Origin of the sequence: Sphingomonas bisphenolicum, from assembly GCF_024349785.1 — a bacterium.
Taxonomy (GTDB): Bacteria; Pseudomonadota; Alphaproteobacteria; order Sphingomonadales; family Sphingomonadaceae; genus Sphingobium; species Sphingobium bisphenolicum.
This window is the reverse complement of record NZ_AP018817.1, coordinates 102,480-128,995: the sequence shown is the minus strand read 5'-3', so window position 1 is coordinate 128,995 and position 26,516 is coordinate 102,480. Positions and strand designations below refer to the sequence as shown.

The window sequence follows — 26,516 nt, the reverse complement described above, 5'->3', positions numbered from 1 at the left end:
GGCGGCGGTGAATCTAATAATTACTCCGACATATTACAGGATGATGGTAATGGCAATGCTTGTATTATAGGGACGGATGTGCCTGATTGGGGAAAGGCGAGAGGAGCGGAAATGGTGAAGGAAAATCCGTCTTTGCACAGTGATGAGACGGAAAATGGCGGCGGAGCCAAGGCGGTTCGGGGTCCGGGACGGCGGCTGCACGGCGCGATCGCGCACAAGCTGGGCATGGCGATCTTGTCCGGCCAATATCAGCCGGGCGACGTGCTGTCGGGCGAAGTTGCCTTCGCCGAGGAACTGGAAGTGTCGCGCAGCGCCTATCGCGAAGCGATTCAGGTGCTGACCGCCAAGGGGCTGGTCGAAAGCCGGCCCAAGGCGGGCACCCGTGTCCTGCCGCGCAACCGCTGGAACCTGCTCGACCCCGAAGTGCTGGCCTGGGCCTTTGCCGGCGAGCCGGACATCCAGTTCGTGCGCGACCTGTTCGAACTGCGCGCCATCGTCGAGCCGGCCGCCGCGCGGCTGGCGGCGCAGCGCCGTGACAAGGAGGATCTGCGGATCATGAAGGACGCGCTTGCCGCGATGCGCCGCCACACGCTGGCGACCGAGGCGGGGCGGGCGGCTGACCGCGATTTCCACAATGCGATCCTGCACGCAACGCGCAACGACGCGCTGCTGGTGCTGACCGCCAGCATCGGCGCGGCGGTGAATTGGACGACGCAATATAAGCAGCGCGCCCGCGCTTTGCCGCGTAACCCGATTCCCGACCATGTCCGCGTCTATGACGCGATCGCCGCGGGCGATCCCGCGGCCGCGGCGGAGGCGATGGGGGTGCTGGTCGATCTGGCGCTGGAGGATACGGCGAGCGCGATGGAGCGCTGAAAAAAAGAGGTTTGCCTAAATAAAAAGGCCGGAGCGGATATGCCGCTCCGGCCTTTTTTGCCGTCCGAAGGGCTTGCCCTTGGCCTTATTCCGCCGCGACCTGTTGGTCCGGCAGCGCATTGGTCGTCTTCGATCCCCACAGCGCATAGAAGAGGATGTAGAGCTCGCAGATCGCGGTGAGCAGAAAGCTGGTCTGCAGGCCGTAATGATCCGCCAGCCAACCCTGCACCACCACCAGCGCGCCGCCGGCGATCGCCATGATGAGCAGGCCCGAACCTTCTTCGGTCAGCGGGCCGAGTCCCTTGATGCCGAGCGTGAAGATGGTCGGGAACATGATCGAATGGAACAGGCCGACCAGGATCAGCGACCACATGGCGACCGGGCCGGTGGTGAAGACGGTGACCAGCATCACGACGAAGGCGCCGACCGAGAAGGCGGCGAGGACATGGCCCGCGTCGAACTTCTGCATGATCGCGGAACCCGCGAACCGGCCCACCATCATGCCGCCCCACAGGAAGGTGAGATAACGGCCCGCCTGCTCATGGGTCAGGTTGGCGATGTCGGGCTGGCTGACGAAGTTGACGAACAGGTTGGCGACGCCGATTTCGGCGATCAGATAGATGAAGATCGCCGGGATGCCGAACACCAGGTTGCGGTGGTTCCAGAGTGAATGCTTCTTGCGCTCTTCCTTGTTGTGGCGCTGTGTCGCATTGCCCATGGCGGGCAAGGGAAAGCGGGCGATGACGATGGCCAGCACCGCCAGCACGGCCGCGACGATCACATAGGGCAGGATCACGGACTGGGCGTCGGCCAGCCGTTCGGCCTGGGTCAGGACGACATCGCCCTGCGCCGTGCCGCCCTTGGACCGGCCCAGGATCAGATAGGCGCCGAACAGCGGCGCCAGCATCGTGCCGGCCGAGTTCATCGCCTGCACCAGATTGAGCCGCGACGAGGCGGTTTCGGGCTTGCCGACGATCGCGACATAGGGGTTGGCCGCGACCTGCAGCAGGGTGATCCCGCTGGCGATCACGAACAGCATGACCAAAGTCACGCCATAGGAGGGGATCGACGCCGCGACGGTCATGCCCAGCGCGCCGGCCGCCATGATGAGCAGGCCGATGACCAGCGACTTCTGGTAACCGACCCGTTCGATCAGCTTGGCCGATGGGATCGACGCCACGAAATAAGCGATGAACCAGACCGATTCGATCAAGGTCGTCTGGGTGTAGCTCAGCTCGAACACGCTGCGCAGATGCGGCAGCAGCGTGTTGTTGATGACGGTAATGAAGCCCCACATGAAGAAGAGGCTGGCCAGCAACGCCAGCGCCGGGCCGTAGCGCGTGCCGGGATTGTGCGTCGCGGTTACGCCCGCGCCTGATGAGATCGGTCCTGCCATTCATCCTTCTCCACTGCAGTTCCAGCAGCGGGCCGCCCGATCAAGGGTTGCGCCCGCTTATTTTGTCGGAGTATATCTCCCTCAACCGCCCGTCAATGGGCGCAGCTACTGGGAGGAAGTCCATGCGAAAGGTCGTCGATTTGAAAACAGCGTTGTCACCCGCTGTCGGTCTGTATGCGCTGGCGCTCACGCTCGCAAGCGGCACGGCACTCGCCGCCGACGCCAGCCGCGCGCCGGCCGGCACCGCCAACGGCGCGGCGGTCGAAGCGATCACGCTGAAGAATGGCGCGGGCGTCTCTGCCACTGTCCTGACCTATGGCGCGACGCTCCAGTCGCTGTCCGGCCCCGGCAAGGACGGCAAAGTCGCCGACGTGCTGCTCGGCTACGATGACCTCAAATCCTATGTCGACTTCCCCAATTATTTCGGGGTGACGGTGGGCCGCTATGCCAATCGGATCGCGGGCGGCCAATTCAGCCTCGACGGCAAACCCTATCAGTTGCCGCTCAATGACAAGGTCAACACGCTGCACGGCGGCGGCAAGGGCTTCGACAAGCAGGTGTGGAAGGTCATGTCCCTGAAGAGCGGCCCCAAGGCGAGCCTGGTGCTGGGGCTGACCAGCCCGGACGGCGATTCGGGCTATCCCGGCAAGCTGGACGTGACCGTCACTTATACGCTGGACGAAAGCGGCAACCTCGGCATCGTTTTCGACGCGAAGACCGACAAGCCGACCATCGTCAACATGACCAACCACGCCATTTTCAATTTGCAGGGCGAAGGCTCGCCTGACGGCGCGATGGGCCATATGCTGACGATCCCGGCCAAGGCCTATACGCCGGTCGACGCGAACCTCATCCCCACCGGCGAGCTGAAGCCGGTCGAGGGCGGCGTGTTCGATTTCCGCAGCGCTCGCCGCGTGGCGGACGGGCTGCGCGATGGCCGCGATGCGCAGGTCATCGCCGGCCGTGGCTATGACCATAATTGGGCGCTGGACAAGGGCGCGACCAGGACGCCGGAACTGGCCGCGCGGCTGGAAGATCCGGTGTCGGGCCGCGTGCTGGAAGTGCTGACGACCGAACCGGGCGTGCAATTCTATACCGGCAATTTCCTCGACGGCACCTTCATCGGCAAGGGCAGCCATGTCTATCGCATGGGCGACGGCATCGCGCTGGAGCCGCAGAAATTCCCTGACGCGCCCAACAAGCCGAACTTCATTTCGGCCCGCGTCGATCCCGGCAAGCCCTACCATCATGAAATGGTCTATCGCCTGTCGGTGGCCCGCTGATGCCGGAATGGCGGCTGATCGACCGCGGCGTCGCGGACACGCTGGGGGAGGGGACGCTCTGGTCGGCGCGCGGCAACGCGGTCTACTGGGTCGATATCCTTGCCCCCGCGCTCAACCGGCTGTCACTGGAGAGCGGGGCGGTCGAACGCTTCGCCATGCCCGAGCCGCTGGGCTGGGTGGCGGAGCGCGGGGCGGGCGGCTTCATCGGCGGCTTTCAGAGCGGTTTTGCCGACATCAGCCTCGATCCCCTGACCATCACCCCCTTCGGCGATCCGGAGCCGCATTTCCCCGGCAACCGGATGAACGATGGCAAGGCGGATGGACAGGGCGCCATCTGGTGCGGCACGATGGACATGGCCGAAGAGCATGACCGCGGCGCGCTCTATCGCCTCGCGCCCGATCGTAGCTGGACCGTGGTGGACAGCGACTATCGCGTGCCCAACGGTCCCTGTTTCTCGCCTTGCGGCCAGTGGCTCTATCACAGCGATACTGCGAAAAAGCAGATGTACCGCTTCCGCCGGACCGAGGATGGCGCGACCGGGCGGGAGCCGTTCATCCGGTTTGGCGAGGAGGATGGCTATCCCGACGGCATGACCGTGGATGCGGACGGTCATATCTGGGTCGCCCATTGGGGTGGCAGCCGGATCAGCCGATTCACGCCCGAAGGCAGGCTGGACCGCATCATTGAAATGCCGGCGCGGCAGGTGACCAACATCACCTTCGCAGGGCCGAATCTCGATCGCATGTTCGTCAGTTCGGCGACGGTGGGCCTCGATGATCCGACCGAATATGATGGCGGTTTCTTCGAGGTGGAGAGCGGCGTGCGCGGCCTGCCGACCAACCTGTACGCGGGCTGATCTCCGAGCAATGACGCCTGCCGCGGCGCGGTCGTCGCAGCATGGCCGCGCCCTTTCCATTTTTACCGATCAAAGCTGGTTGCGTCGCTTGCGCGAATCCACTAGAGCGTCGGGACAACGTTGTCATGACCTCTCCAAAGTCGGACGATGTTGCGATCCCGGACGGCCCTCTGATGAACTGCACGCATCTTCGGCCGTCCGGGGCGATTTTTCCCCATCGCTTCTATTTTCGCGCATCGGCCGCGTGACCATGCCATCGCGGCGAGATCGCGACCGGCTTCCACAGGTCCGGCCCCAGCAGCAGCAATGCCGCGCCCAGGCTTGCGCTGGCGAAGCAGGTGGCGGCCAGCAGCAATTGCACCGGCGTGACAAGATCGGATTGCCGGATAAGCGCGCGCAGTGCCGCGCCCTGCAACGCAAGGCTGGCGATCAGCGCGAGGCCCAGCAACCGCAGGCCGATCTGCGCGGCGGGGCGGGGATGCCAATCGACCATGATTCCTGCGCCTCCATCATCGGGGAGGCGCTCTATCTATCGGTCGGCGTAGAGGGTTTCGAGAGCGAGAAAAGCCGCGCGGCGTTGAAATAGCGTAGGAATAGGCTGCTATTTCCGCCGCCAGCGCCGGAACAGCGACACGCCCAGCACACCGCCGCCCACCACCGCCGCGATCGCGCCGCCGGCGGACGCCAGCGCCCATGCGCCGGCCGCAAGCAGGCCCGTCAGGAAATCGACGATGATAAGGGTGAGATGGATCATGTCAGGAACAAGACGGCGCTACTGGCCGAGTTCCTTGGCTTCCTGATATTTCAGTTCGAGAAAACGGTTCTGGGTCGCCAGTTTGTCGAGGTCGCCGCTGGCCAGCGTCTCGCTCATCCGGCCGATTTCCGCGTCGATCACGGACAGGCCGTCGATCAGTTGCTTCTCGGGCACGCGGCCATTGCGCTCCTCGCGGCGCAGCGGCTGCGGGATCGACTGATAGCCCGTGACCAGTTCGGGCAGATGATCGGCCAGTAGTTTGCGGATTTCCTGCGCCGCCGGTTCCTGTTCGCCCAGCCGCTCCAGTTGCGGGGCGAGGATTTCCAGCTTGACGCCGATGCTGTCGACCAGGGTGATTGCCGGGGCGGGCAGCGCCTTGCGCTGGTTTTCCAGCCAGATTTCGGTCTTGAGCGGCAGGGCGGTAAGTTGGGTTGCGGCAAGCGCCTCCGTCTTCACCCGACTTTCCGTCGGCGCCAGCGCGATCAGCAGCAGCGCGGCGATCATCACGCCCAGCGCGATCATGACGCCGGTGGTGCCCAGCGGCAGGACGAAGCCCGCCACCGCGCTGGCCAGCAGGATCGCCAGCACCGCCCAGAAGGCATATTTGACCTTGCGGATCAGCCCGGCATTGCGCCGCTGCCGCGCGCGCGCGGACAGGCTCTGCCCGCGCGCGCTATGGCGGCGTAGCACCGCTTCGGCATCGGCCAGCACGCGGTCGGATCGGCTCACTGGGCTTCCTCCGAAATACGTTCGCCCTGAGCGAAGTCGAAGGGCTCGCCTGAGCGTAGCGAAGGCGCCTCGCTCCGCTCGGCAGAGGGCTTCGACAAGCTCAGCCCGAACGGACATAGGGGAAGCATTGCGTTCACCCCTCGATCGCGCTCAGCAGCGGATTGTCGGCGCGGACTTCCTTGGCGGCCTGCGCCTGCCCCTCGGCCCGCGCGATATAGCCCTTGGACTTTTCCACTTCGCCCGACAATGTATTCACCGTCGTCTTCATATTCTCCAGCGCCTTCAGCTTGAAGGCGTCGATATTGTCCATCGTGTCGTAGATATTCTGGAAGGCGCGCTGGAGCGTCTCGATCGGAATCGTGCTGCTGGCGGCCTGCTCGTGAATCTGCGCCGTCTGGCTTTTGAGCAATTCGCCGGTGCGATCGATCATGTTGGCGGTGGTGGTGTTGAGCGCGCTGATCTGCTCCAGCACCAGCCGCTGCCCGGCCAGCGCCTGCGCGACCGTGACCGCCGTGCGCAGTGCCGCGACCGTGGTCGTGCTGGCGCGATCGACGCCCTTGACCAGTTCGACATTGTTCTTCTTGACCAGATCCAGCGCCAGATAGCCCTGCACCGTCACCGCCATCTGCGTCAGCAGATCCTGCGTACGCTGGCGGATGTAGAACAGCGCGCTTTCGCGGATCGCCTTGGCCTTGGTCGGGTCGGTCGAATCCAGTTCGAGCGCCTTGGATTCGAGGCGGGCGTCCATGGTCTTGCTGATATGGATCATCTGTTCCAACCGGCCCATGGTCTGCCACATATTCTGGCGTTCGACATCGATCGCGGCATTGTCCTTGATGAGAACATCCTTGCCGCTGGCCAGCGACCCCAGGATCGAATTGATATGACCCTGCGCGCTCTTATAGCCGTCGAAATAGTCGCGCATCTTGTTGCCGAACGGGATGATGCCGAACAGCTTCTTGGGCACGAGCAGATTGCCGCGCTTGCCCGGATCAAGGTCTTCCACCGTGCGGCGCAGTTCGGCCAGATCCGCGCCGACCTTCGTATCGCTGTCCATCGCCCGCACCGGGCGATCGAGGAAGCGGTTGGAGTGGCCCGCGGCCTCGGCAATCTCCTTGCGCCCCATATTGGTCAACTGGTCGACCCGCGCGCCGAATTCGGGCGAATTGGCGTCCTGCGCAACGAGGTCCGCAACGAAGGCGTCGACCTTCTCGTCCAGCTTGGACTTTTTCTCATCCTCGATGGGTACGAGGCCGGACGCCTTTTCGGGCGCGACCACCGGCACCGGATCGGGCGGCGTCAGGTTGAGGGCGTCGGCAGTCGCGGTCGTCGTGGGCGCAGTGGTGGCCATATCGTCTCCAGTCGCCATAAGCGGCTTTCCCGTGTCATATGGTGATAATACACCGCAGGGCAAGCCTTGAGGGGAACGATATAGGATGTTGCGGCATTGCTTGGCAATCTTGACTGGAGAGGAACCCGTCATGGCCAGCCTGAAACCCGTTGCCGACCTCGTTACCCATCGCAAGCCACGCTTCCCCGGCGAGAGCGCCGCCTATCGTGATGCCCGCACGGCCTTGCTGGCGGAGGAGATAGAATTTCGCCGCCACATGACCCGGCTAGTGGAACAGCGGCGCTCGCTGCCGCCCGGCCCGCTGATCGAAAAAGACTATCGCTTCAGGGACGAGCAGGGTTTCGAGGTCGGCCTGTCCGACCTGTTCGGCGACAAGGACGCATTGGTCGCCTATTTCTGGATGTACGGCCCGGAACGGGAACGGCCCTGCCCGATGTGCACCAACTGGATCGGGTCGGTCGACGGCAATGCCGCCGACATCAAGCAGCGCGTCGCCTACAAGATTTTCGGGCGCAGCCCGGTCGAGCGGCAATTCGCCTTCGCGCAGGAGCGGGGCTGGCGCGATACCGACTTCGTCCAGACGGTCGGCGACGATTATGCCAATGATCTGGGCCTGCTGACGCCGGACGGCGAATATCCTGCGCTGGTCGTGTTTCGGAAGGATGGCGAGGGCATCCGCCTCTTCTGGATGAGCGAGATGACAGGCGAGATGGGCGATCCGGGGCAAGACCCCCGCGACGCGCCCGATATTGCCGCGCTCTGGTCGATCCTCGACCTGACGCCCGATGGCCGGCCGGCGAACTGGTATCCGAAACTGCGCTATTGAAACGGGGCGGTGTCGTCACCGCCCCTTTCATCGTTCAGCGCGCGCCCTCGGCGTAATAGCGCTCCATGTCGAGCCGCATCTGGTGCAGCGCCTCCGGATTCAGATAGACCATGTGGCCCGCCGGATAATATTTGAACTGGAGATTCTGGCGCAGCGCCGGCTCCAGCATCATGTGCTTCAAATCGCGCTCGGTCGAGAAGAAGGGCGTGGCCATGTCGTACCAGCCATTGAGCGACAGCACGCGCAGATGCGGGTTGGTGCGCATCGCGGCGCTGAGGTCGGCGGTCACGTCCGCGACATTCTGCTTGCCGCCTTCCGGGGCCTGATGGCTCCAGTCCCATTTGAAGTCGCCACCTTCCCGCGCGCTCAGCCGATAGCTGAGGTCGGTCTTGTAGCCGATCTTGTTCGTCACCTGATCCAGGAAGCTGCCGACATAGAGGCCGGTGATGCCGGTGCTGGACGGATCAAATTCCGGTTCCTCGCCCGCCGCGTCGGCGTCGATCCCCTTGTAGCGGCTGTCGAAGCGGCCGATCGTCTCATGCCCGTCGCGCAGCAATTCCTTGCGGAAGCGGCTGAGGCTGACGCGCAGATTGGCGCGCTTCAGATAATCGACCGACAGGCCGGTGAAGCGGCTGAGCTGCTGGGCGATCTGATCGGTTTCCTGCGCGCTAATGTCGGACCCCTTGAGCAGCGCCGTGGCATAGGCGCCATTGGCGAAGACGCGCGCTTCCTCGACGAACGCTTCCAGGCTTTCGGGACGGCCGCCGGGGACGCGATTATGATACCAGGCGGTCGCGGCATAGCTCGGCAGATAGCCGACATGGATCGCATCGAAGCCCGATTGGCGGATGCCATAATTCATGATCGACGACAGCAGCACCACGCCGTTCAGCGTCAGCCCGCGATCCTCCAGTTGATAGGCGAGCGCACCCGATCGGGTCGTGCCATAGCTTTCGCCGAAAATATATTTGGGCGACGCCCAGCGGCCATTCTTGGTTGTGTAGCGGATGATCGCCTTGGCGAAGGCATCCACATCGCCATCGACGCTGTAGAAGTCGGACGGCTTGGCATCGCCCAATATGCGCGAATAGCCCGACCCGATCGTATCGAGGAACACCATATCGGTGCTGCCGATCAGGCTGTCATTGTTCGAGCCGACGTCGAAGGGGGCGGGCATGACCGCTTCGGGATTGCCGGTGCGCACATGTTCGGGCGCGAAGCTGCCCATGCGCAGCCAGAGCGACGACGAACCGGGGCCGCCATTATAGAGGAAGGTGACGGGGCGGTTCTTGCCGGCGGCCGTATAGGCGGTGTAGAACATGCTCGCGACCGGCTTGCCCTTTTCGTCGCGGATGGTCAGCGTGCCGGCGGTCTGGGTATAGGGGATGGCCTTCCCATCGACGCGGGCCGTGCCCTTGCTGCTCTGGGTCACTTCCTCGACCGGGGCGCTGGCCCAGTTGGCCGCGACCTGCTCCGCGACCTTGTCGGCATGTTGTTTGACGGAGTCGGGCGCATCCTTCTGCGCCAGAGCGGGGGAGGCGAGAGCGATGAGCGAAGCGAAGGCGAAGGTGGCGGCAGACCGCATGAGGGAAAGGCTCCGTGGCAAGGATATGGTATATTGTTGGCGACGCGCGGCACCATAGGAATGTCGCCGCACGGGGCAAGGAGATATTGCACCGACGTAAAGCAGCGTCAGATGCACCGCCCTTCAATCACCGCCGCCATGGCCGTGGCCGGCGACCGCGGATGCGTGCCAGCGGCGCGACCCTGGCCGCCGTCTGGATCGGGTGCGGCGGCCGATGTCCGGCATGAGCCTTTCCTGTGCAGACGCCATGTTCGGCGGATCGGGCGGTCCAGCCCGCCATGTCGCGCCCGCCCTTGCCGCATCGCGGCATTTCCTGTAGGGGCGCGCCCGAAGCCTCTGCGCGGCCTTGTGTCGGCTTGGGTGAACCCATATCCCGAAGGCAAGACATGTCCCTGCGTAACATCGCGATCATCGCGCACGTCGATCACGGCAAAACCACCCTCGTCGATCAGCTTTTCCGCCAGTCCGGCACCTTCCGCGACAACCAGCGCGTCGAAGAGCGCGCGATGGACAGCAACGACCTCGAAAAAGAGCGCGGCATCACCATCCTGGCCAAGCCAACCTCGGTCGAGTGGGAAGGCACCCGCATCAACATCGTCGACACCCCCGGCCACGCCGACTTCGGCGGTGAAGTCGAGCGTATCCTCTCGATGGTCGACGGCGTCGTCCTGCTGGTCGATTCGTCGGAAGGCGCCATGCCGCAGACCAAGTTCGTGACCGGCAAGGCGCTGGCGCTGGGTCTTCGCCCGATCGTCGTTGTCAATAAGGTCGACCGTCCCGACGAGCGTATCCAGGAAGTGCTGGATGAAGTGTTCGACCTGTTCGTGTCGCTCGACGCGACCGACGAGCAGCTCGACTTCCCCGTCCTCTACGCGTCGGGCCGCAACGGCTATGCCAATGAAGATCCCACGCTGCGCGCGGGCACGCTGAAGCCGCTGTTCCAGAAGATCGTCGATCACGTTCCCGCGCCCGCCGTGGAAGTCGATGGCGTGCCCTTCACCTTCCTGGTGACGTTGCTCGACCGCGACAATTTTCTGGGTCGCATCCTGACCGGTCGCGTGACCAGCGGTTCGGTCAAGGTGAACCAGGCGATCCACGCGCTCGACATGGACGGCAAGATCATCGAAACCGGCCGCGCGTCCAAGATCATGGCCTTCCATGGTCTGGATCGCGTGCCGGTCGAAGAAGCCAAGGCCGGTGACATCATTTCGCTCGCCGGCCTCGCCGTCGCGACCGTGGCCAACACCATCGCCGACACCTCCGTGACCGAGCCGATCCAGGCCCAGCCGATCGATCCGCCGACGCTCTCGATGCGCTTTGCCGTGAACGATTCGCCCATGGCCGGCCGCGAAGGCACCAAGGTGACGAGCCGCATGATCCGCGATCGTCTGGCGCGCGAGGCCGAATCCAACGTCGCCGTGAAGGTTACGGAAAGCGCCGACAAGGACAGTTTCGAAGTCGCCGGCCGTGGCGAACTCCAGTTGGGCGTGCTGATCGAAACCATGCGCCGCGAAGGCTTCGAACTCTCTATCAGCCGCCCGCGCGTGCTGTTCGGCGAGGACGAGAATGGCGGCAAGACCGAGCCCTATGAAACCGTCATGATCGACGTGGACGATGAATTTTCCGGCACGGTCGTCGAGAAGATGAACATCCGCAAGGCCGAGATGACCGACATGCGTCCTTCGGGCGGCGGCAAGACCCGCATTACCTTCTCCGCGCCGTCGCGCGGCCTGATCGGCTATCATGGCGAATTCCTGTCCGACACGCGCGGCACCGGCATCATGAACCGCCTGTTCGAGAAGTACGGCCCGCACAAGGGCAATATCGAAGGCCGCAAGAATGGCGTCCTCATCTCCAATGGCGCGGGCGAGGCCAATGCCTATGCGCTGGGTCCGCTCGAAGAACGCGGCATCCTGATGGTCGGCGTGGGCGAAGCGCTCTATGAAGGCATGATCATCGGCCAGAACGCCAAGCCGGACGATCTGGAAGTCAATCCGATGAAGAGCAAGGCGCTCACCAACTTCCGCGCATCGGGCAAGGACGACGCCGTCCGCCTGACCCCGCCCTGGAAGCTGACGCTGGAGCAGGCGATCGCCTATATCGACGATGATGAGCTGGTCGAAGTGACGCCCAAGACCATCCGTCTGCGCAAGCGCTACCTCGACCCGAACGAGCGCAAGCGCATGAGCCGTTCCAAAGCGGCCTGATGTTTCAGGTCACTCGGACAAAGGCGGCCTGATGTTTCAGGTCGCTCGAACAAGGGCGGCCTGATGTAATGCCTCCCCAGGCTCGCTGGGGGAGGGAGACCAGCCGACGCTGGTGAAAGGGCAGGGGGCGTCTCAGGCGCTCCCGCCCTTTGCTTGTTGAAAGGAGCCGATATGGCCGATCTCTATCTCAAGGCGCTGACATCCGAGCGTCGCGCGCTGTGGGCGGAATGCCGGCTCAAGGGCCTGGCCAAGGACACGGTCCAGCGCCTGCGCATCGTCGAGATCGATGCGCTGCTCGCGGCCCATAAGGCCAGGCAGGCCGGCAAGCCAAGCGACTGAATCCATAGCGATATTTTCTGCATAGCCGGTTTTTGCGAGACAGGCGCAAAAAGCCTGCCTATCCTGGCGCTTCTCACAATGGGGGGATATGCAGATGGAATATATGTTCTTGCCGCTCAGGCGGTACGCCGATTTCTCGGGCCGCTCGCGGCGCAAGGAATATTGGATGTTCTTCCTCGGTTATATGCTGGCGGCGTTCGCGGTTGGCATCGTGGGCGTCCTGTTGGGCGGGTTTCCCAATGGCGAACCGTCGGGCGGCGCATCTGTGCTGATGATCCTGCTCGGCCTGCTGGTCCTGCTGCTCATCATCCCCTCGCTCGCGGTGCAGGTCCGCCGCTTCCACGATCAGGACAAGAGCGGCTGGTTCGTGCTGCTGAACTTCATTCCCTATGTCGGCGGCATCATCGTGCTGGTCTTCATGTGCCTGGACGGTACGCGGGGCGAGAATCGCTTTGGCCCCGACCCGAAGCAGACGGCTGCGGATGTGGGCGATATCTTCAGCTAAGCGGCCTATCGCACCCGGCCCGACAGGCCGCGAATGGCATGATCGGCACCGTTTGATGGGCGGCGGAATGGTCCGCCGCCCATTCGCATTGCGTCCCAACACCTTGTCGTGTCACTTTAACGGGCGGTGCAAAGCGAATCGCAACCCTGAGTAGCGGATAAAATGTGGGTGGCTGAGTCTCCCGCGCTGGTCGTGCGTTTGGCCGGACGGGTGATTTACGCAGGAGGATTGATGGAGTGGCCGAAACCCTTCCAGCCTTGAGCGAGGGGGAAAAGCAGTGCCTGCGCCTGGTGGCGCAGGGCTTCAATTCCAAGGAAATCGCGCGCCAGCTGCATGTGTCGGAACATACGGTCGATCAGCGCGTGCGCACCAGCCTGCGCAAGTTCGGCGTGCCCTCGCGCAAGGAGGCGGCCCGCCTATTTGTTACGGATGAGCAACGGCAGCCCCAAAGTGGCACATATCAGCCCTTGATATATCAACCGGAGCGCCTTGCCTCCGATCCCGATCCTGCGTCATCCATGCCTCAGCCGGACAGGCCGGATGGGCAAAGGGAGCGCGACACGCTTCTGCGCCGCATCCTCACTTTCGGCCCGCCGCTCGGGGGATCGACCAATGAACTGAGTAAAGATGGCCGCATATTGGCGATGATCCGCGCTGCGGTTCTCACTGGTGTCGGCGTCATCACGCTACTGCTGCTCATTGCCGGAGCCTTCAAGGCGCTGGGCTGATCCATCCAGATACGACCATGCTGACAACGCACCGCCGCCAGGCGTCGTGCGAAGGAGAAGACTTGTGCTCAACCTCGATACCGCCAAGACCCAGGCCGTCGCCGACCAGACCCGCCAGGCCTTTGCCGCGCTGGATACGGCGCTGGTCGATGCCGCGCACCTCACCACCGCCTTCCTGTCGGCGGCGCAGGGGTCGGGCCTGACCGCCAGCGAAAGCCAGCGCATCATTCAACGCATCCACGAAAGCGCCAGCAAGATCATCGAGGGCCGCAGCGACATGATCCGCGCGACCGCCCTGCTGACGCGGTGCCTGGAACATAGTCAGATGGAGGTGACGGCCGTTGGTTGTCCGCTGGGCATGGACGCCCCGGCGCAGGACGACGCGCCGCGCCACCTGACCCTGGTCGCCTGACCAGGTAGCCGTCGGCATCCGCATGGACATTGCCCTCCCTCTCAATCGGAAATGCGGATGCTGGCGGCTTTTTTCTGGCTTTTGACCCTGTGCGCCTGTGCCTTCGCCGCCCTGTTCGGCGGCAAGGACGGGCGATGGTTCGCCCTTGTTTTCCTGGCCAGCGTGCTGTTGACGATGCCGGCCCAACTGGTCGGATCGTGGCATGGCACCCAATTCTGGCTGACGATCGTCGATACGATGCTGTTCGCCGGTCTTATATGGCTGATGCTGCGCAGCAGCAGCTACTGGCCGATCTGGGCGGCCGCCAGCCAGCTTATGACGGTGCTGACCCATGTCGTGACCTTGCTGCTGCACGGTTTTTCGGAACGGATCTACGAAGGGCTGAGCACGGTGTGGGTCATTCCCCTGCTGCTCTTCACCATCATCGGCATCGAACTCGACCGGAAGGCGCTGCATGACCGTCCATATCCCGCCTGATCGCCACCTGCCCAGCCAGGAAGCGGTCGACCTGGTGGTCGCGCTGCAACGATGCCTGTGCAATTTCCATGCCCGCAAGGAAGAGCCTGCGATCCTGGATGGCGAGGGGAGCGACCATCTGCCTGCGCTCGCCCGCTATCTCGACGCGCGGCGGATGCGGTCGATGCTGTTCGGCCATGACCTTTTTTCCGATCCGGCCTGGGACATATTGCTGCACCTCTATCAGGCGGAGCTGGAGGGAAAGGCGCTGACGCTGGAGCAGCTCAGCGAAACGCTGCGGCTGTCGCTCAACACCGTCGTCGGCCAGGCGGGCGTGCTGGAACGCCGTGGGCTGGTGATGGAGCATCGCAGTTCGCCCAACAGCCGGCGCCGCTGCGCATTGCGCCTGGCCCCGCTGGCGGTGGACGCGATGGCCTCCTGGTTCTCGCTCGCCTTTTCGGGCGAGGAATAGGCTAGCGTTCCAGCGGCAGGGTCAGGCTGGCGCGCAACCCGCCCTGGCCTGCGTCGGCGCGGCGATTGCCGAAGTCCAGCCGTCCGCCATGGCTGTCCGCAATGGAACGCGCGATCGACAGTCCCAGGCCGACGCCGCCCGTCTCCCGGTTGCGCGACGCCTCGCCGCGATAGAAGGGCTCGCACAGCCTTTCTATCGCTTCCTCCGGCACGCCCGGTCCGTCATCCTCGACCGTCACCGTGGCACGTCCGTTCGCCGTCGCCAGCGCGATCCGCGCCGACCCGCCATAGCGTACCGCATTTTCGATCAGATTGGCGACGCAGCGCCGCAGCGCCACCGCGTCGCCTCGCACCACCGCGCGGCTGCTGTGCGTCACCGCCACATCCTGCCCCATATCGGCCAGATCGTCGGCCAGCGTCTCGACGATGGCGGACAGGTCGATCCGCACCTGCGCCGCGCCGTCGCCCTGGCCGCGCATGAAATCGAGCAGGTCGGTGACCATGGCCCGCATTTCCTGCACGTCGGCCTGCGCCTTGGCGCGCGGCCCGTCGGGCAGCGCCTCCAGCCGGAAGGACAGGCGGGTCATGGGTGTGCGCAGATCGTGGGCGATCGCAACCAGCATCGCCGTGCGTTCGCCCAGATAGTCGGCGATCCGCGCGCGCATGTGATTATAGGCGGCGCCTACCGCGCGGACTTCAGGCGGGCCGGTCAGCGGCAGCGGGTCGGCGCGTTCGGGCCGTTCGGTCGCCGCGCCGTCCGCCAGTTGCCGGATCGGTTGGGTGATGCGCCGCGCCACCCAATAGGCCGGCAGCAGCAGCAGGATGAAGATGCCCGCCATCAGCGACAGGGTGATGGCGTACCAGCGCCCGTTCGCGCCCTGCCGCGCCTGTACCACCTGCCAGCCGTCCGTGGTGCGGCGCGCCAGAAGGAAGCTGCCGTGCAACATCATCCCGTCAGGACCGAAATTGGGCCTGGGCCAGGCTTCCCGGTCAGGATCGGCCATCCGCATCGGCGGCGATTCGCGCATGAGGCGAACATCGTCCGCGCGCGCGCCCAGCAGCGCGGCGACCTGCGCGGCGCCGCGCCGGTCCTCCATCTGTCCCGGTTCGACCAGTGGGACGGGATCGGACTGATAGCGCGTCACCGTCCAGCTACCGGCCGGGGCGGCTGCGCCCTGTAGCAGCGCGGCGGCTTCGCCCGGCATCATGGGCCGGCTGTGCGGTGGTGGCCCGCGGAACGCCACCAGCATCATCGCCCCCAGCGCCAGCAGCAAGGTCGCCGCGACCAGCGCGACGATCCGGGTCAGGATGGACGGGTTCAGGCGGTCGAGGCGCGAGGTCACGCCGGGCGGACCTCGGCGGTGAACATATAGCCTTCGTTGCGGATGGTGCGGACCAGTTCGTCCCCATTCTCCTTCTGGCCGCCCGCCCGCGCGCCGCGCTCCAGCTTGCGCCGCAGCCGGCTGACCTGCACGTCGATCGCGCGGTCGTAGCTTTCGCTGTCATTGCCGGCCGAATAGTCGAGCAGCTGGTCGCGGCTCAGCACCCGGCGGGGATGTTCGATGAAGGCGCGCAGCAGCCGGAACTCGCCGTCGGTCAGGGTGACGACGACATTGTCGGGATCGGTCAGCAACCGTCCCCCCATGTCTACCTGCCAGCCGGCGAAGCGCAGTTTCTTCCCACCCGCTTCGGGCATGTCCGCCGCCTGCCGCCGGTGGCGGCGCAGCACGGTGCGGACGCGGGCGAGCAGCTCGCGCGGGTTGCACGGCTTGGGCAGATAATCCTCCGCCCCCATTTCCAGCCCGACGATCCGGTCGATGTCGCTGCCGATCGCCGACAGCATGATGACAGGCAGGCCGCCGCGCGCCGACAGCCGCCGCAGGATCGACAAGCCGTCTTCGCCCGGCATCATCACATCGAGTACGGCGATGTCGAAATCCTGCGCGGCCAGCGCCTGATCCATCGCCGCGCCGTCGGCCACCGCGGTCACGACAAAGCCATGTTGCTCCAGAAAATCCGACAGCAGCGTGCGGATGTCCGCATCGTCGTCGACCACCAAAATGCGCGAACCGTCCATGGGCGCCAGCATATCGGCGGAATGCGCCTCCTGCAAAGTCATCTGCACGCTGCTCCGGTCAAATCGCCAGCCCGACCGTCACCGTGCCGGTATAGCCGTTGGTGACGTCGCCGGTCATCGCCGGTGTCATCGCCGTCACCTGCGCAGACGTATTGTCGCCGAACACATTGTCGCTGCTGGTCGATATGCTGGCGAAATTGCTCTTGCTGCTGGTATAGCCGCTGGTGGCATAAACCGTGTTGCAGGCGTCGGCCGGCATGGCGAATTGCGACGTCAGCACGCGATTGGCGTAGCTGGTGGCGCGCGCCAGGCTCGGATAGACCTCGAAATGGATATGCGGGTAGCGCCCCGAATAGCAGCCGGGGAAGATGCTGGTGAAGGTGACCTGGCCATTGGCGTCGGTCACGCCCACGCCGCGCAGATAATTTTCGCCCGGCACGGTATAGAGCGAATAGAGCCCGTCGCGGGTGCAATGCCAGATGTAGACGGCATAGCCTTCCAGCGCGGCGCAACTGCTGTTGACGTTGACGACTGTGATGGTCAACTCCATCGTGATGCCGGCTGCGGTGCCGCTCGACGATCCGAAGCTCGACCGGATGTCGGTGCGCACGATGCCGCTGTCGTCCAGCACATTGACCACGCTGCCGTTGCTGCTGTTCGACCCGTCGGCCGGATAGGGGCCGTTGGTTTCCTCCGGGTCGGCGATGCAGGTGCCGGTCGGTGTCGGCGTGGGGGTAGGGGTCGGCGTTGGCGTGGGCGTCGGCGTCGCGGTGGAATCGCCCGACGATCCCGATCCGCCGCCGCATGCGCCGATCAGCGCCGCGCCGCTCGCCGAAAACAGCAGCCGCAAGGTGCGCCGCCGCCCGATATTCTCCCGCGCCAGTGCGCGCATCTGTTGCAGGTCGTGCAGCAACCCATGGTCGTGCGCCTCATCATGTCCAGGCATCTACCCTTGTCCCTCTTTGTCTCGTTGCAAAAAGACCCTCGGGATCGTCCCTAATCGCGGCATATCTCCGGCCGATTGCCCAATGTAGCGGCTTTGTAGCCGTCAAACGCTCTGGCCTCCCTGCGTCATGGCCCATATAGTCGCCGGGTTTGTCCTCCACGCGAAAGCGCTTCATGCATCTTCTCATCGGCCTTGCCGGCATTCTCCTGATCCTCGCCATCGCTTTCGCCTTGTCCTCCGATCGTCGCGCCATCCGTCCGCGCGTCGTAGGCGCTGCTTTCCTGTTGCAGGCGGGGATCGCCATTCTGGTCCTTTATGTGCCGGCGGGTCGCGCGATCATCGGCGGCATGTCCAGGGGCGTGGCCAACCTGCTCAGCTATGCGCAGGCGGGGACGGATTTCATCTTCGGTCCGCTCGCGAAGCCCGAAATCGGCGGGGCCAGCTTCGCCATCGCCGCGCTGCCGGTCATCATCTTCTTCGCCAGCCTGGTGTCGATCCTCTATTATCTGGGGATCATGCAGTTCATCGTCCGCTGGGTCGGCGGCGCGATCGAATGGGTGACGGGCGTGTCCAAGGTGGAAAGCCTGTGCGCGGCCGCCAACATCTTCGTGGGGCAGAGCGAAAGCCCGCTCGTCATCCGCCCCTATCTCGCCGGCCTCACCCCGCCGCAACTGTTCACGGTGATGACCAGCGGCATGGCGGGCGTCGCGGGCACCATCCTGGCCGCCTATGCGTCGATGGGGATCAAGATCGACTATCTGCTGGCGGCCAGCTTCATGGCGGCCCCCGGTGGCCTGCTGATGGCCAAGATCATGATGCCCGACCCGCGCGTGCCGGTGCAGGGCGAATTGCCGCTGGGCGACCATCCCGACCTCCCTCTGCCCGATACGCGGATCAGCGGGGTTGGCCCCGCCGCCTTGTTGCCCGAAGGCACGCCGGGCGAACCCATGCCGGTCGCCACCCATGACGAGGAACGGCCCGCCAACCTCATCATGGCCGCGGCGCAGGGTGCGCAGACAGGTGTCAAGCTCGCCGTCGCGGTCGGCGCGATGGTGCTGGCCTTCGTCGCGCTGGTGGCGCTCGCCAACGGCATATTGGGCGGCATCGGCGCGTGGTTCGGTTACCCGACGCTCAGTTTCCAGATGCTGCTGGGCTATCTCTTCCAGCCGGTCATGTATCTGCTCAACATCCCCTGGGCCGAAGCGCAGGTAGCGGGCGGCCTGTTCGGCACGAAGGTCGTCCTCAACGAATTTGTCGCCTATATCAACCTCGGCCAGGTGCAGGGCGCGCTGTCGCCCGCGACCATCGCCATCATCACCTTCGCGCTGTGCGGCTTCGCCAATTTCAGCTCGATCGCGATCCAGATGGCCGTCACCGGCAATCTCGCCCCCAACCAGCGGCCGATGATCGCGAAACTGGGGTTGAAGGCGCTGGTCGCCGGCAGCCTCGCCAACCTGATGAGCGCGGCGCTGGCGGGGCTTATGCTCAGCCTGTAATTTCGATCAGGTCGGCTCCGTAACGGAAACGCTACCATCGTCCCTGCAAATCGGTTATGGTTAACCCATGGGGGCAAAAGATTTTTTCATGGTCGCTCTGGCGGCCCTAGGCTGGTCGGGTGCCGTGTCCGCGCAGGCGCCTGCGACGCAGGCAAGGGCGCTGCCGCCTAAGCCGGCCGCGCTGGAAACCTATAAGGACTGGACCATCGGCTGCGACAATCGCAACCGATGCGAAACCGTGTCGCTATTGCCCGACGGCGGCGCGTGGCCGGATAGTCCGGTCATGGTCGGCGTCGTGCGCGAAGCCGGACCCGATGCCGCCGCCGAAGTCTGGGTCAGTCGCGACACTAATAGCGGGGGCGAGATCAGCATCCATGTCGACGGACGCCGTGTCGCCAGCGCCATGAGCCGTGACGGCGACGCCACCATAAGAGGGCCGCAGGCCGCCGCGCTCGCCATCGCCATGGCGCGCGGCAGCGCGCTGGAATTGCGCATGGGCAATCGCTCGCTGGGCAAGCCGTCGCTGGCCGGGTCCGGGGCGGCCCTGCGCTATATGGACGCGCGGCAGGGGCGGGCCGGGACCAGCACCGCGCTGGTCGCCACCGGCCCGCTCGGACCGCTCGCGGTGCGCGCTGCGCCCGCTGCGCCGGTCATCAAACGGGCGCCCTTGCCCGCTGCGACCGCGCCCGCCGCGCTGTGGCGGGAGGAACTGACCGCCCTGGGTAAATTCACCCGCTGCGCCGACGAGATGAAGGGCGCGGAGCCGCCGCAACTCTATCGCCTGTCGCGCACCGAAACGCTGATCCTGGTCCCCTGCGGCAGCGGCGCCTATAATTTCACCTCGGTCCCCGTCATCGCCACCGGCGATGCCGGCCGCCGCGCGTTTCGCCTGGCCAGTTTCGATCTGAAGCCGGGCTGGAGCGAGGAAGAAGCCCGGCCGATGCTGGTCAATGTCGGCTGGACTGCCGACAAGCTGCGGCTCGACAGCTTCGCCAAGGGGCGCGGAATCGGCGATTGCGGCGGCAGCGAAGCCTATGTCTGGGACGGCACCCGCTTCCGCCTGATCGAGGCAACCAGCATGGGCGAATGCCGCGGCGCATGGCATTGGATCAGGACATGGTCCGCGCAGGTGGCGGAATAATCCTGTCGGCAGGATGATATATTCCGCAACCGCCGCACCGCGCTTTGCAATGGTATTGGAACAGGACGCGGCCATATTGACGCCATGACCCAGTCGCTGCGCCAATCCGCCCCATCGCTCATTGCATCCACCCTGCCGAACCCGGTGCGGGCCGTCATCTTCGACATGGATGGCACCCTGCTCGATACCGAAGCGGCGCATCGCCGCGCCTTTGCGCAAACGGGTGACGCGATCGGCTGGCCGATGGCGGACGACCTGCTGCTGTCGATGGTCGGCATCCATCGCGACGAAAATGAGCGGATGCTGGCCGCCCATCTGGGACCGGACTTCCCGCTCGCCCGCTTTTATGCCGACAGCGACGCCTTGTTCGAGGCAGCGGTTGAGGCCGGCATCCCGTTGCGCCCCGGCGCGCAGCTGCTGCTCGACCATCTGGCGCAGGCGGGCATCCCCATGGCGCTCGCCACCTCGACCGCCGCGCCCTATGCGCAGCAGCGGCTGGAGAAGAGCGGCCTGCTGCATTATTTCGACGTTGTCGTGACGCGCAGCGATGTTGATCAGCCCAAGCCGCATCCGCAGCCCTATCTGCTGGCGGCGCGCCTGCTGGGCGTCGATCCGGCGCATTGCGTTGCGGTGGAGGACAGCCATGCCGGCGTCCGCTCTGCTACGGCAGCGGGAATCGCGACGGTGATGGTGCCCGACCTGCTGCCGCCGACCGAGGAACTGACGCTCGCCTGCGCGCAGATATTGCCGAGCCTCACCGACCTGCGCGACCTGTTGCTGGCGACGGAATAGGGGGGGGCTGTTCGCTGTCCGCAATGTCATGCCAGCGGAGGCCGGCATCTTTCTTTTCTTCCTAGCGGTTCGCTAGAAGAAGCGTGATCCCGGCCTTCGCTTGGATGACGGTCGTGCGTGACCGGGAAGCTTGCTTCCCGACCCAGCCGTCAGCGAGTCGTCCTGCTGGTCAGTTCTTCCGCTGCGGCACCGTGAAGGTGCCCGACACGCGCCCGCTGGGGCTGGTCGCGGCGCCCGGCACGCCGCCCGACGAACGGCCATCGACAGTGGAGCGGCCGCTGTTGAGGTCCATCACCAGCCGCCCGCCGGTCAGCTTGTTCGCCCCCTGCGTCAGCGTGACATTGCCCAACATGGTGATGAGCTTGCTGTTGAGGTCGTAGATGGCGACATTGCCGCGTGCGGTCTGGTCCGCCTTGGTCACGACGACATTGCCCGATGCGTCGATCCGGTCGATGTCCACGCCATTCGTCCCGCCGCTCGGCTGCTTGCTGTAGGCGACGGTCATGCGGGCGGCGTTCAGCGTCATGCCCGCCTGCGTCACCACGACATTGCCCGACACGACGACGCGATCGGCGCGGTCCTGCACCTCGATCCGGTCGGCGTTGAAATTGACCGGCGCGTTGCTGTCGTGATTCTTGAACACCTGCGCGAAGGACGGGGCGCTGGCGCCGGCGAACATCATCGCGGCGGCGCCCACAAAGCCGGTCGAGAGCAGGATCAGGGTGCGTTTCATCAGTTTCGCCCTTTGAGGCCATTTTGCTCGATACGCAAGCTTGCCCGGCCATTCAATGTCACCGTGCGCGCGGCCATGTCCGCTTCCAGATGGTCGCCGCTGAAGGTGCCGATCGGAATGCGGCCGTCTACCCGGCCCGCGCTCTTCATCCGCCGGGTCTTGAGGTCGATGCCGACGTCGCGCGTGGTCAGGCGGTATCCGCCCGCCGCCTCGAACTGCACCGGCCCTTCGATACCGACCCGTTCGGTGTCCATGTCGTATCGCCCCTTTTGCGCGGTCAGCACGGCGGGGCCGTCCGACAACAGGATGCGGGCCGACATGCTGTTGAGGTCCACGATCGGCTCGCGCGAGCTTTTCTGCACCGCCGATCCGGCGCGCAGGGAGAAGGGCTGGCCCTTGCTGTCCTCGCCGCGATACAGCGCCTCGGTCAGGCGCATCCGGTCCTTCGCCACCTCGACCTTGTTCTTGTCGAGGACGAAGCTGACCTTGTCGCCGCCGGTGAAGGGCGCGGTCGCCAGCAGCGCGGCCAGCACGCCGACCGCGACCGGCAGCCAGTTTTTGAGCAGCGCGACCAGCCGATCATGGCTGCCGCCCGGCTGCGCCCAATGGCGGCGGACGTCGCGTTGTTGATCGGCCTGGACGGACATGGTTGGACCTTTCAGGCTGCGTTACATATGCGCGAAGATGTCGATCTCCGGCCATCCCGCCAGGTCGAGCTCGGCGCGATGGGGCAGGAAATCGAAACAGGCCTGGGCCAGTTCCATCCGCCCTTCACGGATCAGCCGCTTGTCCAGCTCGGCCTTGAGCGCATGGAGATAGCGCACGTCGGACGCGGCATAATCCTTCTGCGCGTCGGACAGGACGGGGCCGCCCCAGTCGCTCGACTGCTGTTGCTTGCTGATGTCCTGGCCCAGCAGCTCACGGACCAGTTCCTTCAGGCCGTGCCGGTCGGTATAGGTGCGGATCAGGCGCGAGGCGATTTTGGTGCAATAGACGGGCGCGGCGACCACGCCCAGATAATGTTTGATCGCGGCCAGGTCGAACCGGCCGAAATGATAAAGTTTCAGCCGCTCGGGATCGGCCAGCACCGCCTTCAGATTGGGCGCGGCATAATCGCTGCCGGGCTTGAAGCGGACGAGATGCTCGTCGCCCTTGCCATCGCTGATCTGGACCACGCACAGGCGGTCGCGCGGGGTGATCAGCCCCATGGTTTCGGTATCGATGGCGATCGGGCCGGGGGCGAGCACGCCGGCGGGCAGATCTTCTTCATGGAAATGAACGGTCATGTCCTCCCCTTATGGCGAAACAGGGCCAACCGCAATCAAGGCTTTGTCGGGAGAAATCTTCGCGACGAAACACGGCTTTTGCGCGGCGAATGACGGACAGGAAAGGCGATTTCGGCCAATTGGAACGGAACGGGACCGCGACAGTGAAAATCATTCGCGCGGCCGAGAAAAGTTGATATAGTGATTCCCAAATCCGCGTCTGCGGTGGATTCTGCATGTCATTCGCCCGACATGTGTTTGTCCGATTGGTCTTGGGGCGAAGCGAAAGTGACTAACAGGGCATGAGTTTTGATAGAGGTCGCCGCGGCGGGCGCGGCAAGGACAAGCGCGACGGTTTCGGCGACGACAATTTCTACGATCAGGGCGGCCGCGGCGGCGGTGGCTTCGGCGGCGGCTTCGGTGGCGGCGATCGCTTTGGCGGCGGTGGCGGCGGCTTCGGCGGTGATCGTGGAGGTTTTGGCGGCGGTGATCGCGGCGGCGGCTTTGGCGGTGGTCGCAGTGGCGGCGGCTTCGGCGGCGGCGGCGGCGGTGGTTTCGGCGGTGGCGGCGGCGGTGGTCGCGGCATGCCTGCCCAGGTCGTCGGCGAAGGCAAGGGCGTCGTAAAATTCTTCAACGGACAGAAGGGCTTCGGCTTTATCGTTCGTGACGATGGCGGCGAAGACGTGTTCGTGCACATCAGCGCCGTCGAGCAGGCCGGCCTGACCGGTCTGGCCGAAGGACAGCCGCTCGGCTTCACCCTGGTCGATCGTGGCGGCAAGGTGTCGGCGACCGATCTGGTGATCGACGGCGAACCGCTCCCCGTCACCGATCGCGGTCCGCCGCGTGAAGCGCGCGAACCGCGCGCCGGTGGTTTCGGTGGCGCGCCCGATCGTGGCGGCCCGCAGCGTCAGCTGACCGGCGAGCGCTCCAGCGGTACGGTGAAGTTCTTCAACGCGATGAAGGGCTTCGGCTTCATTCAGCGCGATGATGGCCAGCCCGACGCCTTCGTCCATATCAGCGCCGTCGAACGCGCCGGCATGGCCGCCCTGAACGAGGGCGACCGTCTCGACTTCGAACTGGAAGTCGATCGTCGCGGCAAATATGCGGCGGTGAATCTCCAGTCGAAGGCCGAATAAGGCCGAGGCTGGCCATCCCTGTTACCGGGGAGAGGATAGGGAAGGGGTCGCTCGCAAGGGCGGCCCTTTTGCTTTTGGGAATCGCGACGCGGATCGCGCGGTCGGTGTGATCTGGCGTGGCTGGAGCGGGCTGCGTTTAACCGGACACAAGTCGCACGCTTTCGTTTTCTGCTTTCGCATCGTCTTTGGCGGAAAACCGGTTCCCACTTTTCCGTACGATGCTCTAAGGCTTGTGGGGATTCACCGGGAATTGATGACGGCTGCAGCGAGGTGGATCATGGCCTCGAAGCTGCGATCGGTTTTGCAGGCGCGCATGGCGATACGCTTGAATTCCTTGAGTTTGCAGAAGAAGTTTTCGATGAGGTGGCGCCACTTGTACATTTCGGCGTCGAGCGGGATGGGTCTGGCGCGTCGCGGGTGCTGCGAGATGACGATTTTTGCACCCCGCTCGTTGAGATCGGCGACGATATCGTTGCTGTCGAAAGCCTTGTCAGCGAGCAGTGCGCCGAACTTGATGCCGTCGATGAGTGGAGCAACGCCAACCGTGTCGAAGCGGTGGCCGGGCATCAAGCGGAAGCGGACAAGGTTGCCCAGCGCATCGGTCAAAGCCAGGATCTTGGTCGTCATGCCTCCTTTGGAACGACCAATGGCCTGGCTCTGAGTCCCCCTTTTGCGCCCTGGCCGTGCCGGTGAACCTTGACGATGGTGGCATCGATCATGGCGTATTCCATGTCGGGTTCATCCGACAGAGCATCGAAAATCCGCTTGAAAACATCGGCTTCCCGCCAATCGCGAAATCGGCGGAATGCCGTGCTCCAATTGCCGAACATCGCCGGTAGGTCGCGCCATGGACTTCCAGTGCGGACAATCCACAGCACTGCCTCCACGAACAGCCGGTTGTTTCTGCCGCTGCGTCCGGGGTCGGTGATCTTGCCCAGACAGTGCGGTTCCATCTGCGCCCATTGGGCGTCCGTCAGTACAAAGCGATCCATCCAGAGTGTGAATCACAACTCCAGCAAAAGGGGAATCCTAAATCCCCACAGCCCTTAGTTGGGTAACGATGCCGCCCCGTGCCGCCATTACGCAGGCATTATGCTTGCCTGTGCGTGGCCGAAAATGCTCTTTTGCATACAATCAGCCTCGCGTAACCATGTCACGCGTCCAGCCCATTCCCGGCCCTACCGCAACGCCCTAACCCGCGTCCGCCAGCACCAGCGCGAACAGCCCTTCATCGTCGATCCATTCCGCGGCCGGTTCCCATCCGCCGGCCCGCAGCAGCAGCCGTTCGTCGCGCGCGCCATATTTGTGGCTGCTCTCGGTGTGGATCGTCTCGCCCGCGTCCATGTGGAAACATTGACCCGCGACGTGGAAATGCAGCGACCGCAGCGCCTCCAGATGCATTTCGATCCGCGCCTTGTCGTCGTTCCAGATCGCGCGATGGACGAAACTCTCGATCGGCAGGTCGCCCTCCAACTCGCGATTGATGCGCTCGACCAGATTGAGGTTGAAGGCCGCGGTCACGCCTTGCGCATCGTCATAGGCTGCGATCAGCCTGTCGCGATCCTTGATCCGGTCCATGCCGATCAGCAGCTTGGCCCCATCGCCCAGCAGCCGGCGCATCGCCCGCAGCAGGTCGACCGCCGCATCCGGCTCCATATTGCCGATCGTCGATCCGGGGAAGAAGCCCAGCCGCGGCAAATCCTCGATCGCACCGGGCAGGGCCAGCGGCCGGTTGAAGTCACCCACCACCGGCAGCACCGGCAGGCCGGGAAAGGCCGCCGCCAGCGCCGCGCTGCTCGCGTGCAGGAAATCCCCGCTAATGTCGATCGGCACATAGGCGGCGGGCGCGATGGCGCGCAGCAGATGCGGCGTCTTGCGCGCGCTGCCCGCGCCGAACTCCACCACCGCGCGCCCTTTGCCGACCGCCGCGGCGAAGTCCACGCCATGACGGGCGAGCAGGGCGGTTTCGGTGCGGGTGGGATAATATTCGGGCAGGTCGGTGATCGCTTCGAACAGTTCCGACCCGCGCCGGTCGTAGAACCATGTCGGCGGCGTCGCCTTGGGGCTGCGCGACAGGCCCGTAACGATATCATGACGGAAGGCCGGGTCGATCGACCGGGCGATGTTGGGGGCGTCCTCGGTCAGCAACATGGCG

At 64.8% G+C, this 26,516-nt stretch carries 28 protein-coding genes and 1 pseudogene; 15 read left to right on the top strand and 14 right to left on the bottom strand.

Annotated elements, in window-relative coordinates; translation table 11 throughout:
• Window positions 1-111: 111 nt before the first annotated feature.
• Window positions 112-876 carry a FadR/GntR family transcriptional regulator gene (locus SBA_RS00670; RefSeq protein WP_066605882.1) on the top strand — a complete coding sequence of 255 codons (765 nt, stop codon included), beginning with the start codon at window positions 112-114 and terminating at the stop codon, window positions 874-876.
• Window positions 877-961: 85 nt separating this feature from the next.
• Here SBA_RS00670 and SBA_RS00665 read toward each other — a convergent pair whose 3' ends face one another.
• Window positions 962-2,272 carry a sugar MFS transporter gene (locus SBA_RS00665; protein ID WP_224550180.1) on the bottom strand — a complete coding sequence of 437 codons (1,311 nt, stop codon included), beginning with the start codon at window positions 2,270-2,272 and terminating at the stop codon, window positions 962-964.
• Window positions 2,273-2,394: 122 nt separating this feature from the next.
• Between SBA_RS00665 and SBA_RS00660 the strand changes: the two genes are divergently transcribed.
• Window positions 2,395-3,555, top strand: coding sequence for an aldose epimerase family protein (locus SBA_RS00660; RefSeq protein WP_261935547.1), 1,161 nt, complete (start codon window positions 2,395-2,397; stop codon window positions 3,553-3,555).
• Complete coding sequence (locus tag SBA_RS00655) at window positions 3,555-4,412, top strand: SMP-30/gluconolactonase/LRE family protein (RefSeq protein WP_261935546.1); 858 nt, start codon at window positions 3,555-3,557, stop codon at window positions 4,410-4,412. The genes SBA_RS00660 and SBA_RS00655 overlap by 1 nt, the downstream gene beginning before the upstream one ends.
• Before the next feature lie 223 nt (window positions 4,413-4,635).
• On the opposite strand, the gene SBA_RS00650 is transcribed toward SBA_RS00655, so the two are convergent.
• The 4 genes from SBA_RS00650 to SBA_RS00635 form a co-directional block, all read right to left on the bottom strand.
• On the bottom strand, window positions 4,636-4,905 hold the full coding sequence (locus tag SBA_RS00650) for a hypothetical protein (RefSeq protein ID WP_224550183.1): 270 nt from the start codon (window positions 4,903-4,905) through the stop codon (window positions 4,636-4,638).
• Between the two features lie 108 nt (window positions 4,906-5,013).
• Window positions 5,014-5,166, bottom strand: a complete 153-nt coding sequence (locus tag SBA_RS00645; protein ID WP_165363574.1) for a hypothetical protein — start codon at window positions 5,164-5,166, stop codon at window positions 5,014-5,016.
• An 18-nt stretch (window positions 5,167-5,184) separates the two neighbouring features.
• Window positions 5,185-5,895, bottom strand: a complete 711-nt coding sequence (locus tag SBA_RS00640; RefSeq protein WP_261935545.1) for a hypothetical protein — start codon at window positions 5,893-5,895, stop codon at window positions 5,185-5,187.
• A gap of 133 nt (window positions 5,896-6,028) precedes the next feature.
• Window positions 6,029-7,246 carry a toxic anion resistance protein gene (locus tag SBA_RS00635; protein ID WP_261935544.1) on the bottom strand — a complete coding sequence of 406 codons (1,218 nt, stop codon included), beginning with the start codon at window positions 7,244-7,246 and terminating at the stop codon, window positions 6,029-6,031.
• 130 nt (window positions 7,247-7,376) lie between these two features.
• Here SBA_RS00635 and SBA_RS00630 point away from each other — a divergent pair, with 130 nt between their 5' ends.
• Window positions 7,377-8,072 (top strand): DUF899 family protein, encoded by a 696-nt coding sequence (locus SBA_RS00630; protein WP_261935543.1) that lies wholly within the window; start codon window positions 7,377-7,379, stop codon window positions 8,070-8,072.
• Between the two features lie 34 nt (window positions 8,073-8,106).
• Here the strand turns inward: SBA_RS00630 and SBA_RS00625 are convergent, their stop codons facing one another.
• Entirely contained in the window at window positions 8,107-9,657 is a 1,551-nt protein-coding gene (locus tag SBA_RS00625; RefSeq protein WP_261935542.1) for a S10 family peptidase, read from the bottom strand.
• Window positions 9,658-10,043: 386 nt separating this feature from the next.
• Between SBA_RS00625 and typA the strand changes: the two genes are divergently transcribed.
• The 7 genes from typA to SBA_RS00590 all read left to right on the top strand — a co-directional run bounded on the left by typA (window position 10,044) and on the right by SBA_RS00590 (window position 14,776).
• Window positions 10,044-11,864, top strand: a complete 1,821-nt coding sequence (typA, locus tag SBA_RS00620; protein ID WP_224550188.1) for a translational GTPase TypA — start codon at window positions 10,044-10,046, stop codon at window positions 11,862-11,864.
• A gap of 171 nt (window positions 11,865-12,035) precedes the next feature.
• Entirely contained in the window at window positions 12,036-12,203 is a 168-nt protein-coding gene (locus tag SBA_RS00615) for a hypothetical protein (RefSeq protein ID WP_224550189.1), read from the top strand.
• 94 nt (window positions 12,204-12,297) lie between these two features.
• Window positions 12,298-12,708, top strand: coding sequence for a DUF805 domain-containing protein (locus SBA_RS00610; RefSeq protein WP_224550190.1), 411 nt, complete (start codon window positions 12,298-12,300; stop codon window positions 12,706-12,708).
• Between the two features lie 236 nt (window positions 12,709-12,944).
• On the top strand, window positions 12,945-13,436 hold the full coding sequence (locus SBA_RS00605) for a response regulator transcription factor (protein ID WP_224550191.1): 492 nt from the start codon (window positions 12,945-12,947) through the stop codon (window positions 13,434-13,436).
• 64 nt (window positions 13,437-13,500) lie between these two features.
• Window positions 13,501-13,848: a hypothetical protein gene (locus tag SBA_RS00600; protein WP_224550192.1), complete on the top strand. Its 348-nt coding sequence runs from the start codon at window positions 13,501-13,503 to the stop codon at window positions 13,846-13,848.
• A 57-nt stretch (window positions 13,849-13,905) separates the two neighbouring features.
• Window positions 13,906-14,325 (top strand): hypothetical protein, encoded by a 420-nt coding sequence (locus SBA_RS00595; protein WP_224550193.1) that lies wholly within the window; start codon window positions 13,906-13,908, stop codon window positions 14,323-14,325.
• A complete protein-coding gene (locus tag SBA_RS00590) occupies window positions 14,303-14,776 on the top strand; it encodes a MarR family transcriptional regulator (RefSeq protein WP_261935541.1) in 474 nt (157 codons plus the stop codon). Before SBA_RS00595 ends, SBA_RS00590 begins: the two co-directional genes overlap by 23 nt.
• A 1-nt stretch (window position 14,777) precedes the next feature.
• Here the strand turns inward: SBA_RS00590 and SBA_RS00585 are convergent, their stop codons facing one another.
• The 3 genes from SBA_RS00585 to SBA_RS00575 are packed head-to-tail and all read right to left on the bottom strand — an operon-like array spanning window position 14,778 to window position 17,798.
• Window positions 14,778-16,118: an ATP-binding protein gene (locus tag SBA_RS00585; RefSeq protein WP_261935540.1), complete on the bottom strand. Its 1,341-nt coding sequence runs from the start codon at window positions 16,116-16,118 to the stop codon at window positions 14,778-14,780.
• Window positions 16,115-16,894, bottom strand: a complete 780-nt coding sequence (locus SBA_RS00580; RefSeq protein ID WP_261935539.1) for a response regulator — start codon at window positions 16,892-16,894, stop codon at window positions 16,115-16,117. Before SBA_RS00580 ends, SBA_RS00585 begins: the two co-directional genes overlap by 4 nt.
• A 16-nt stretch (window positions 16,895-16,910) precedes the next feature.
• Window positions 16,911-17,798: a peptidase associated/transthyretin-like domain-containing protein gene (locus SBA_RS00575; RefSeq protein ID WP_261935538.1), complete on the bottom strand. Its 888-nt coding sequence runs from the start codon at window positions 17,796-17,798 to the stop codon at window positions 16,911-16,913.
• Window positions 17,799-17,971: 173 nt separating this feature from the next.
• Between SBA_RS00575 and SBA_RS00570 the strand changes: the two genes are divergently transcribed.
• From SBA_RS00570 to SBA_RS00560, 3 genes are all read left to right on the top strand, one after another.
• Complete coding sequence (locus tag SBA_RS00570; RefSeq protein ID WP_261935537.1) at window positions 17,972-19,294, top strand: NupC/NupG family nucleoside CNT transporter; 1,323 nt, start codon at window positions 17,972-17,974, stop codon at window positions 19,292-19,294.
• Window positions 19,295-19,361: 67 nt separating this feature from the next.
• On the top strand, window positions 19,362-20,435 hold the full coding sequence (locus tag SBA_RS00565) for a DUF1176 domain-containing protein (RefSeq protein ID WP_261935536.1): 1,074 nt from the start codon (window positions 19,362-19,364) through the stop codon (window positions 20,433-20,435).
• Window positions 20,436-20,519: 84 nt separating this feature from the next.
• The gene (locus tag SBA_RS00560; RefSeq protein WP_261935535.1) at window positions 20,520-21,227 is read left to right on the top strand and encodes an HAD family hydrolase; all 708 of its coding nucleotides are present in this window, start codon (window positions 20,520-20,522) and stop codon (window positions 21,225-21,227) included.
• A 169-nt stretch (window positions 21,228-21,396) separates the two neighbouring features.
• On the opposite strand, the gene SBA_RS00555 is transcribed toward SBA_RS00560, so the two are convergent.
• Genes SBA_RS00555 through SBA_RS00545 form a run of 3 tightly spaced genes read right to left on the bottom strand, consistent with a single transcriptional unit; the run spans window position 21,397 to window position 23,246 of the window.
• On the bottom strand, window positions 21,397-21,960 hold the full coding sequence (locus SBA_RS00555; protein ID WP_224550201.1) for an LptA/OstA family protein: 564 nt from the start codon (window positions 21,958-21,960) through the stop codon (window positions 21,397-21,399).
• On the bottom strand, window positions 21,960-22,607 hold the full coding sequence (locus tag SBA_RS00550; RefSeq protein WP_224550202.1) for an LPS export ABC transporter periplasmic protein LptC: 648 nt from the start codon (window positions 22,605-22,607) through the stop codon (window positions 21,960-21,962). The genes SBA_RS00555 and SBA_RS00550 overlap by 1 nt, the downstream gene beginning before the upstream one ends.
• A gap of 21 nt (window positions 22,608-22,628) precedes the next feature.
• Window positions 22,629-23,246, bottom strand: a complete 618-nt coding sequence (locus SBA_RS00545) for a ribonuclease D (RefSeq protein ID WP_224550203.1) — start codon at window positions 23,244-23,246, stop codon at window positions 22,629-22,631.
• 281 nt (window positions 23,247-23,527) lie between these two features.
• Here SBA_RS00545 and SBA_RS25195 point away from each other — a divergent pair, with 281 nt between their 5' ends.
• The gene (locus SBA_RS25195) at window positions 23,528-24,361 is read left to right on the top strand and encodes a cold-shock protein (protein ID WP_315975788.1); all 834 of its coding nucleotides are present in this window, start codon (window positions 23,528-23,530) and stop codon (window positions 24,359-24,361) included.
• A gap of 240 nt (window positions 24,362-24,601) precedes the next feature.
• Here SBA_RS25195 and SBA_RS00530 read toward each other — a convergent pair.
• Window positions 24,602-25,314: pseudogene (locus SBA_RS00530) on the bottom strand (IS5 family transposase).
• 238 nt (window positions 25,315-25,552) lie between these two features.
• Complete coding sequence (gene egtD / locus SBA_RS00525) at window positions 25,553-26,512, bottom strand: L-histidine N(alpha)-methyltransferase (protein WP_261935534.1); 960 nt, start codon at window positions 26,510-26,512, stop codon at window positions 25,553-25,555.
• Window positions 26,513-26,516: the final 4 nt, after the last annotated feature.

Excerpts from the sequence above, each read along its gene's own strand:
- SBA_RS00670 (WP_066605882.1), top strand. The coding sequence starts at position 112 with ATGGTGAAGGAAAATCCGTCTTTGCACAGTGATGAGACGGAAAATGGC.
- SBA_RS00665 (WP_224550180.1), bottom strand. The coding sequence starts at position 2,272 with ATGGCAGGACCGATCTCATCAGGCGCGGGCGTAACCGCGACGCACAAT.
- SBA_RS00660 (WP_261935547.1), top strand. The coding sequence starts at position 2,395 with ATGCGAAAGGTCGTCGATTTGAAAACAGCGTTGTCACCCGCTGTCGGT.
- SBA_RS00655 (WP_261935546.1), top strand. The coding sequence starts at position 3,555 with ATGCCGGAATGGCGGCTGATCGACCGCGGCGTCGCGGACACGCTGGGG.
- SBA_RS00650 (WP_224550183.1), bottom strand. The coding sequence starts at position 4,905 with ATGGTCGATTGGCATCCCCGCCCCGCCGCGCAGATCGGCCTGCGGTTG.
- SBA_RS00645 (WP_165363574.1), bottom strand. The coding sequence starts at position 5,166 with ATGATCCATCTCACCCTTATCATCGTCGATTTCCTGACGGGCCTGCTT.
- SBA_RS00635 (WP_261935544.1), bottom strand. The coding sequence starts at position 7,246 with ATGGCCACCACTGCGCCCACGACGACCGCGACTGCCGACGCCCTCAAC.
- SBA_RS00630 (WP_261935543.1), top strand. The coding sequence starts at position 7,377 with ATGGCCAGCCTGAAACCCGTTGCCGACCTCGTTACCCATCGCAAGCCA.
- SBA_RS00625 (WP_261935542.1), bottom strand. The coding sequence starts at position 9,657 with ATGCGGTCTGCCGCCACCTTCGCCTTCGCTTCGCTCATCGCTCTCGCC.
- typA (WP_224550188.1), top strand. The coding sequence starts at position 10,044 with ATGTCCCTGCGTAACATCGCGATCATCGCGCACGTCGATCACGGCAAA.
- SBA_RS00615 (WP_224550189.1), top strand. The coding sequence starts at position 12,036 with ATGGCCGATCTCTATCTCAAGGCGCTGACATCCGAGCGTCGCGCGCTG.
- SBA_RS00610 (WP_224550190.1), top strand. The coding sequence starts at position 12,298 with ATGGAATATATGTTCTTGCCGCTCAGGCGGTACGCCGATTTCTCGGGC.
- SBA_RS00595 (WP_224550193.1), top strand. The coding sequence starts at position 13,906 with ATGCTGGCGGCTTTTTTCTGGCTTTTGACCCTGTGCGCCTGTGCCTTC.
- SBA_RS00590 (WP_261935541.1), top strand. The coding sequence starts at position 14,303 with ATGACCGTCCATATCCCGCCTGATCGCCACCTGCCCAGCCAGGAAGCG.
- SBA_RS00580 (WP_261935539.1), bottom strand. The coding sequence starts at position 16,894 with ATGACTTTGCAGGAGGCGCATTCCGCCGATATGCTGGCGCCCATGGAC.
- SBA_RS00575 (WP_261935538.1), bottom strand. The coding sequence starts at position 17,798 with ATGCCTGGACATGATGAGGCGCACGACCATGGGTTGCTGCACGACCTG.
- SBA_RS00570 (WP_261935537.1), top strand. The coding sequence starts at position 17,972 with ATGCATCTTCTCATCGGCCTTGCCGGCATTCTCCTGATCCTCGCCATC.
- SBA_RS00565 (WP_261935536.1), top strand. The coding sequence starts at position 19,362 with ATGGGGGCAAAAGATTTTTTCATGGTCGCTCTGGCGGCCCTAGGCTGG.
- SBA_RS00560 (WP_261935535.1), top strand. The coding sequence starts at position 20,520 with ATGACCCAGTCGCTGCGCCAATCCGCCCCATCGCTCATTGCATCCACC.
- SBA_RS00555 (WP_224550201.1), bottom strand. The coding sequence starts at position 21,960 with ATGAAACGCACCCTGATCCTGCTCTCGACCGGCTTTGTGGGCGCCGCC.
- SBA_RS00550 (WP_224550202.1), bottom strand. The coding sequence starts at position 22,607 with ATGTCCGTCCAGGCCGATCAACAACGCGACGTCCGCCGCCATTGGGCG.
- SBA_RS00545 (WP_224550203.1), bottom strand. The coding sequence starts at position 23,246 with ATGACCGTTCATTTCCATGAAGAAGATCTGCCCGCCGGCGTGCTCGCC.
- SBA_RS25195 (WP_315975788.1), top strand. The coding sequence starts at position 23,528 with ATGAGTTTTGATAGAGGTCGCCGCGGCGGGCGCGGCAAGGACAAGCGC.
- egtD (WP_261935534.1), bottom strand. The coding sequence starts at position 26,512 with ATGTTGCTGACCGAGGACGCCCCCAACATCGCCCGGTCGATCGACCCG.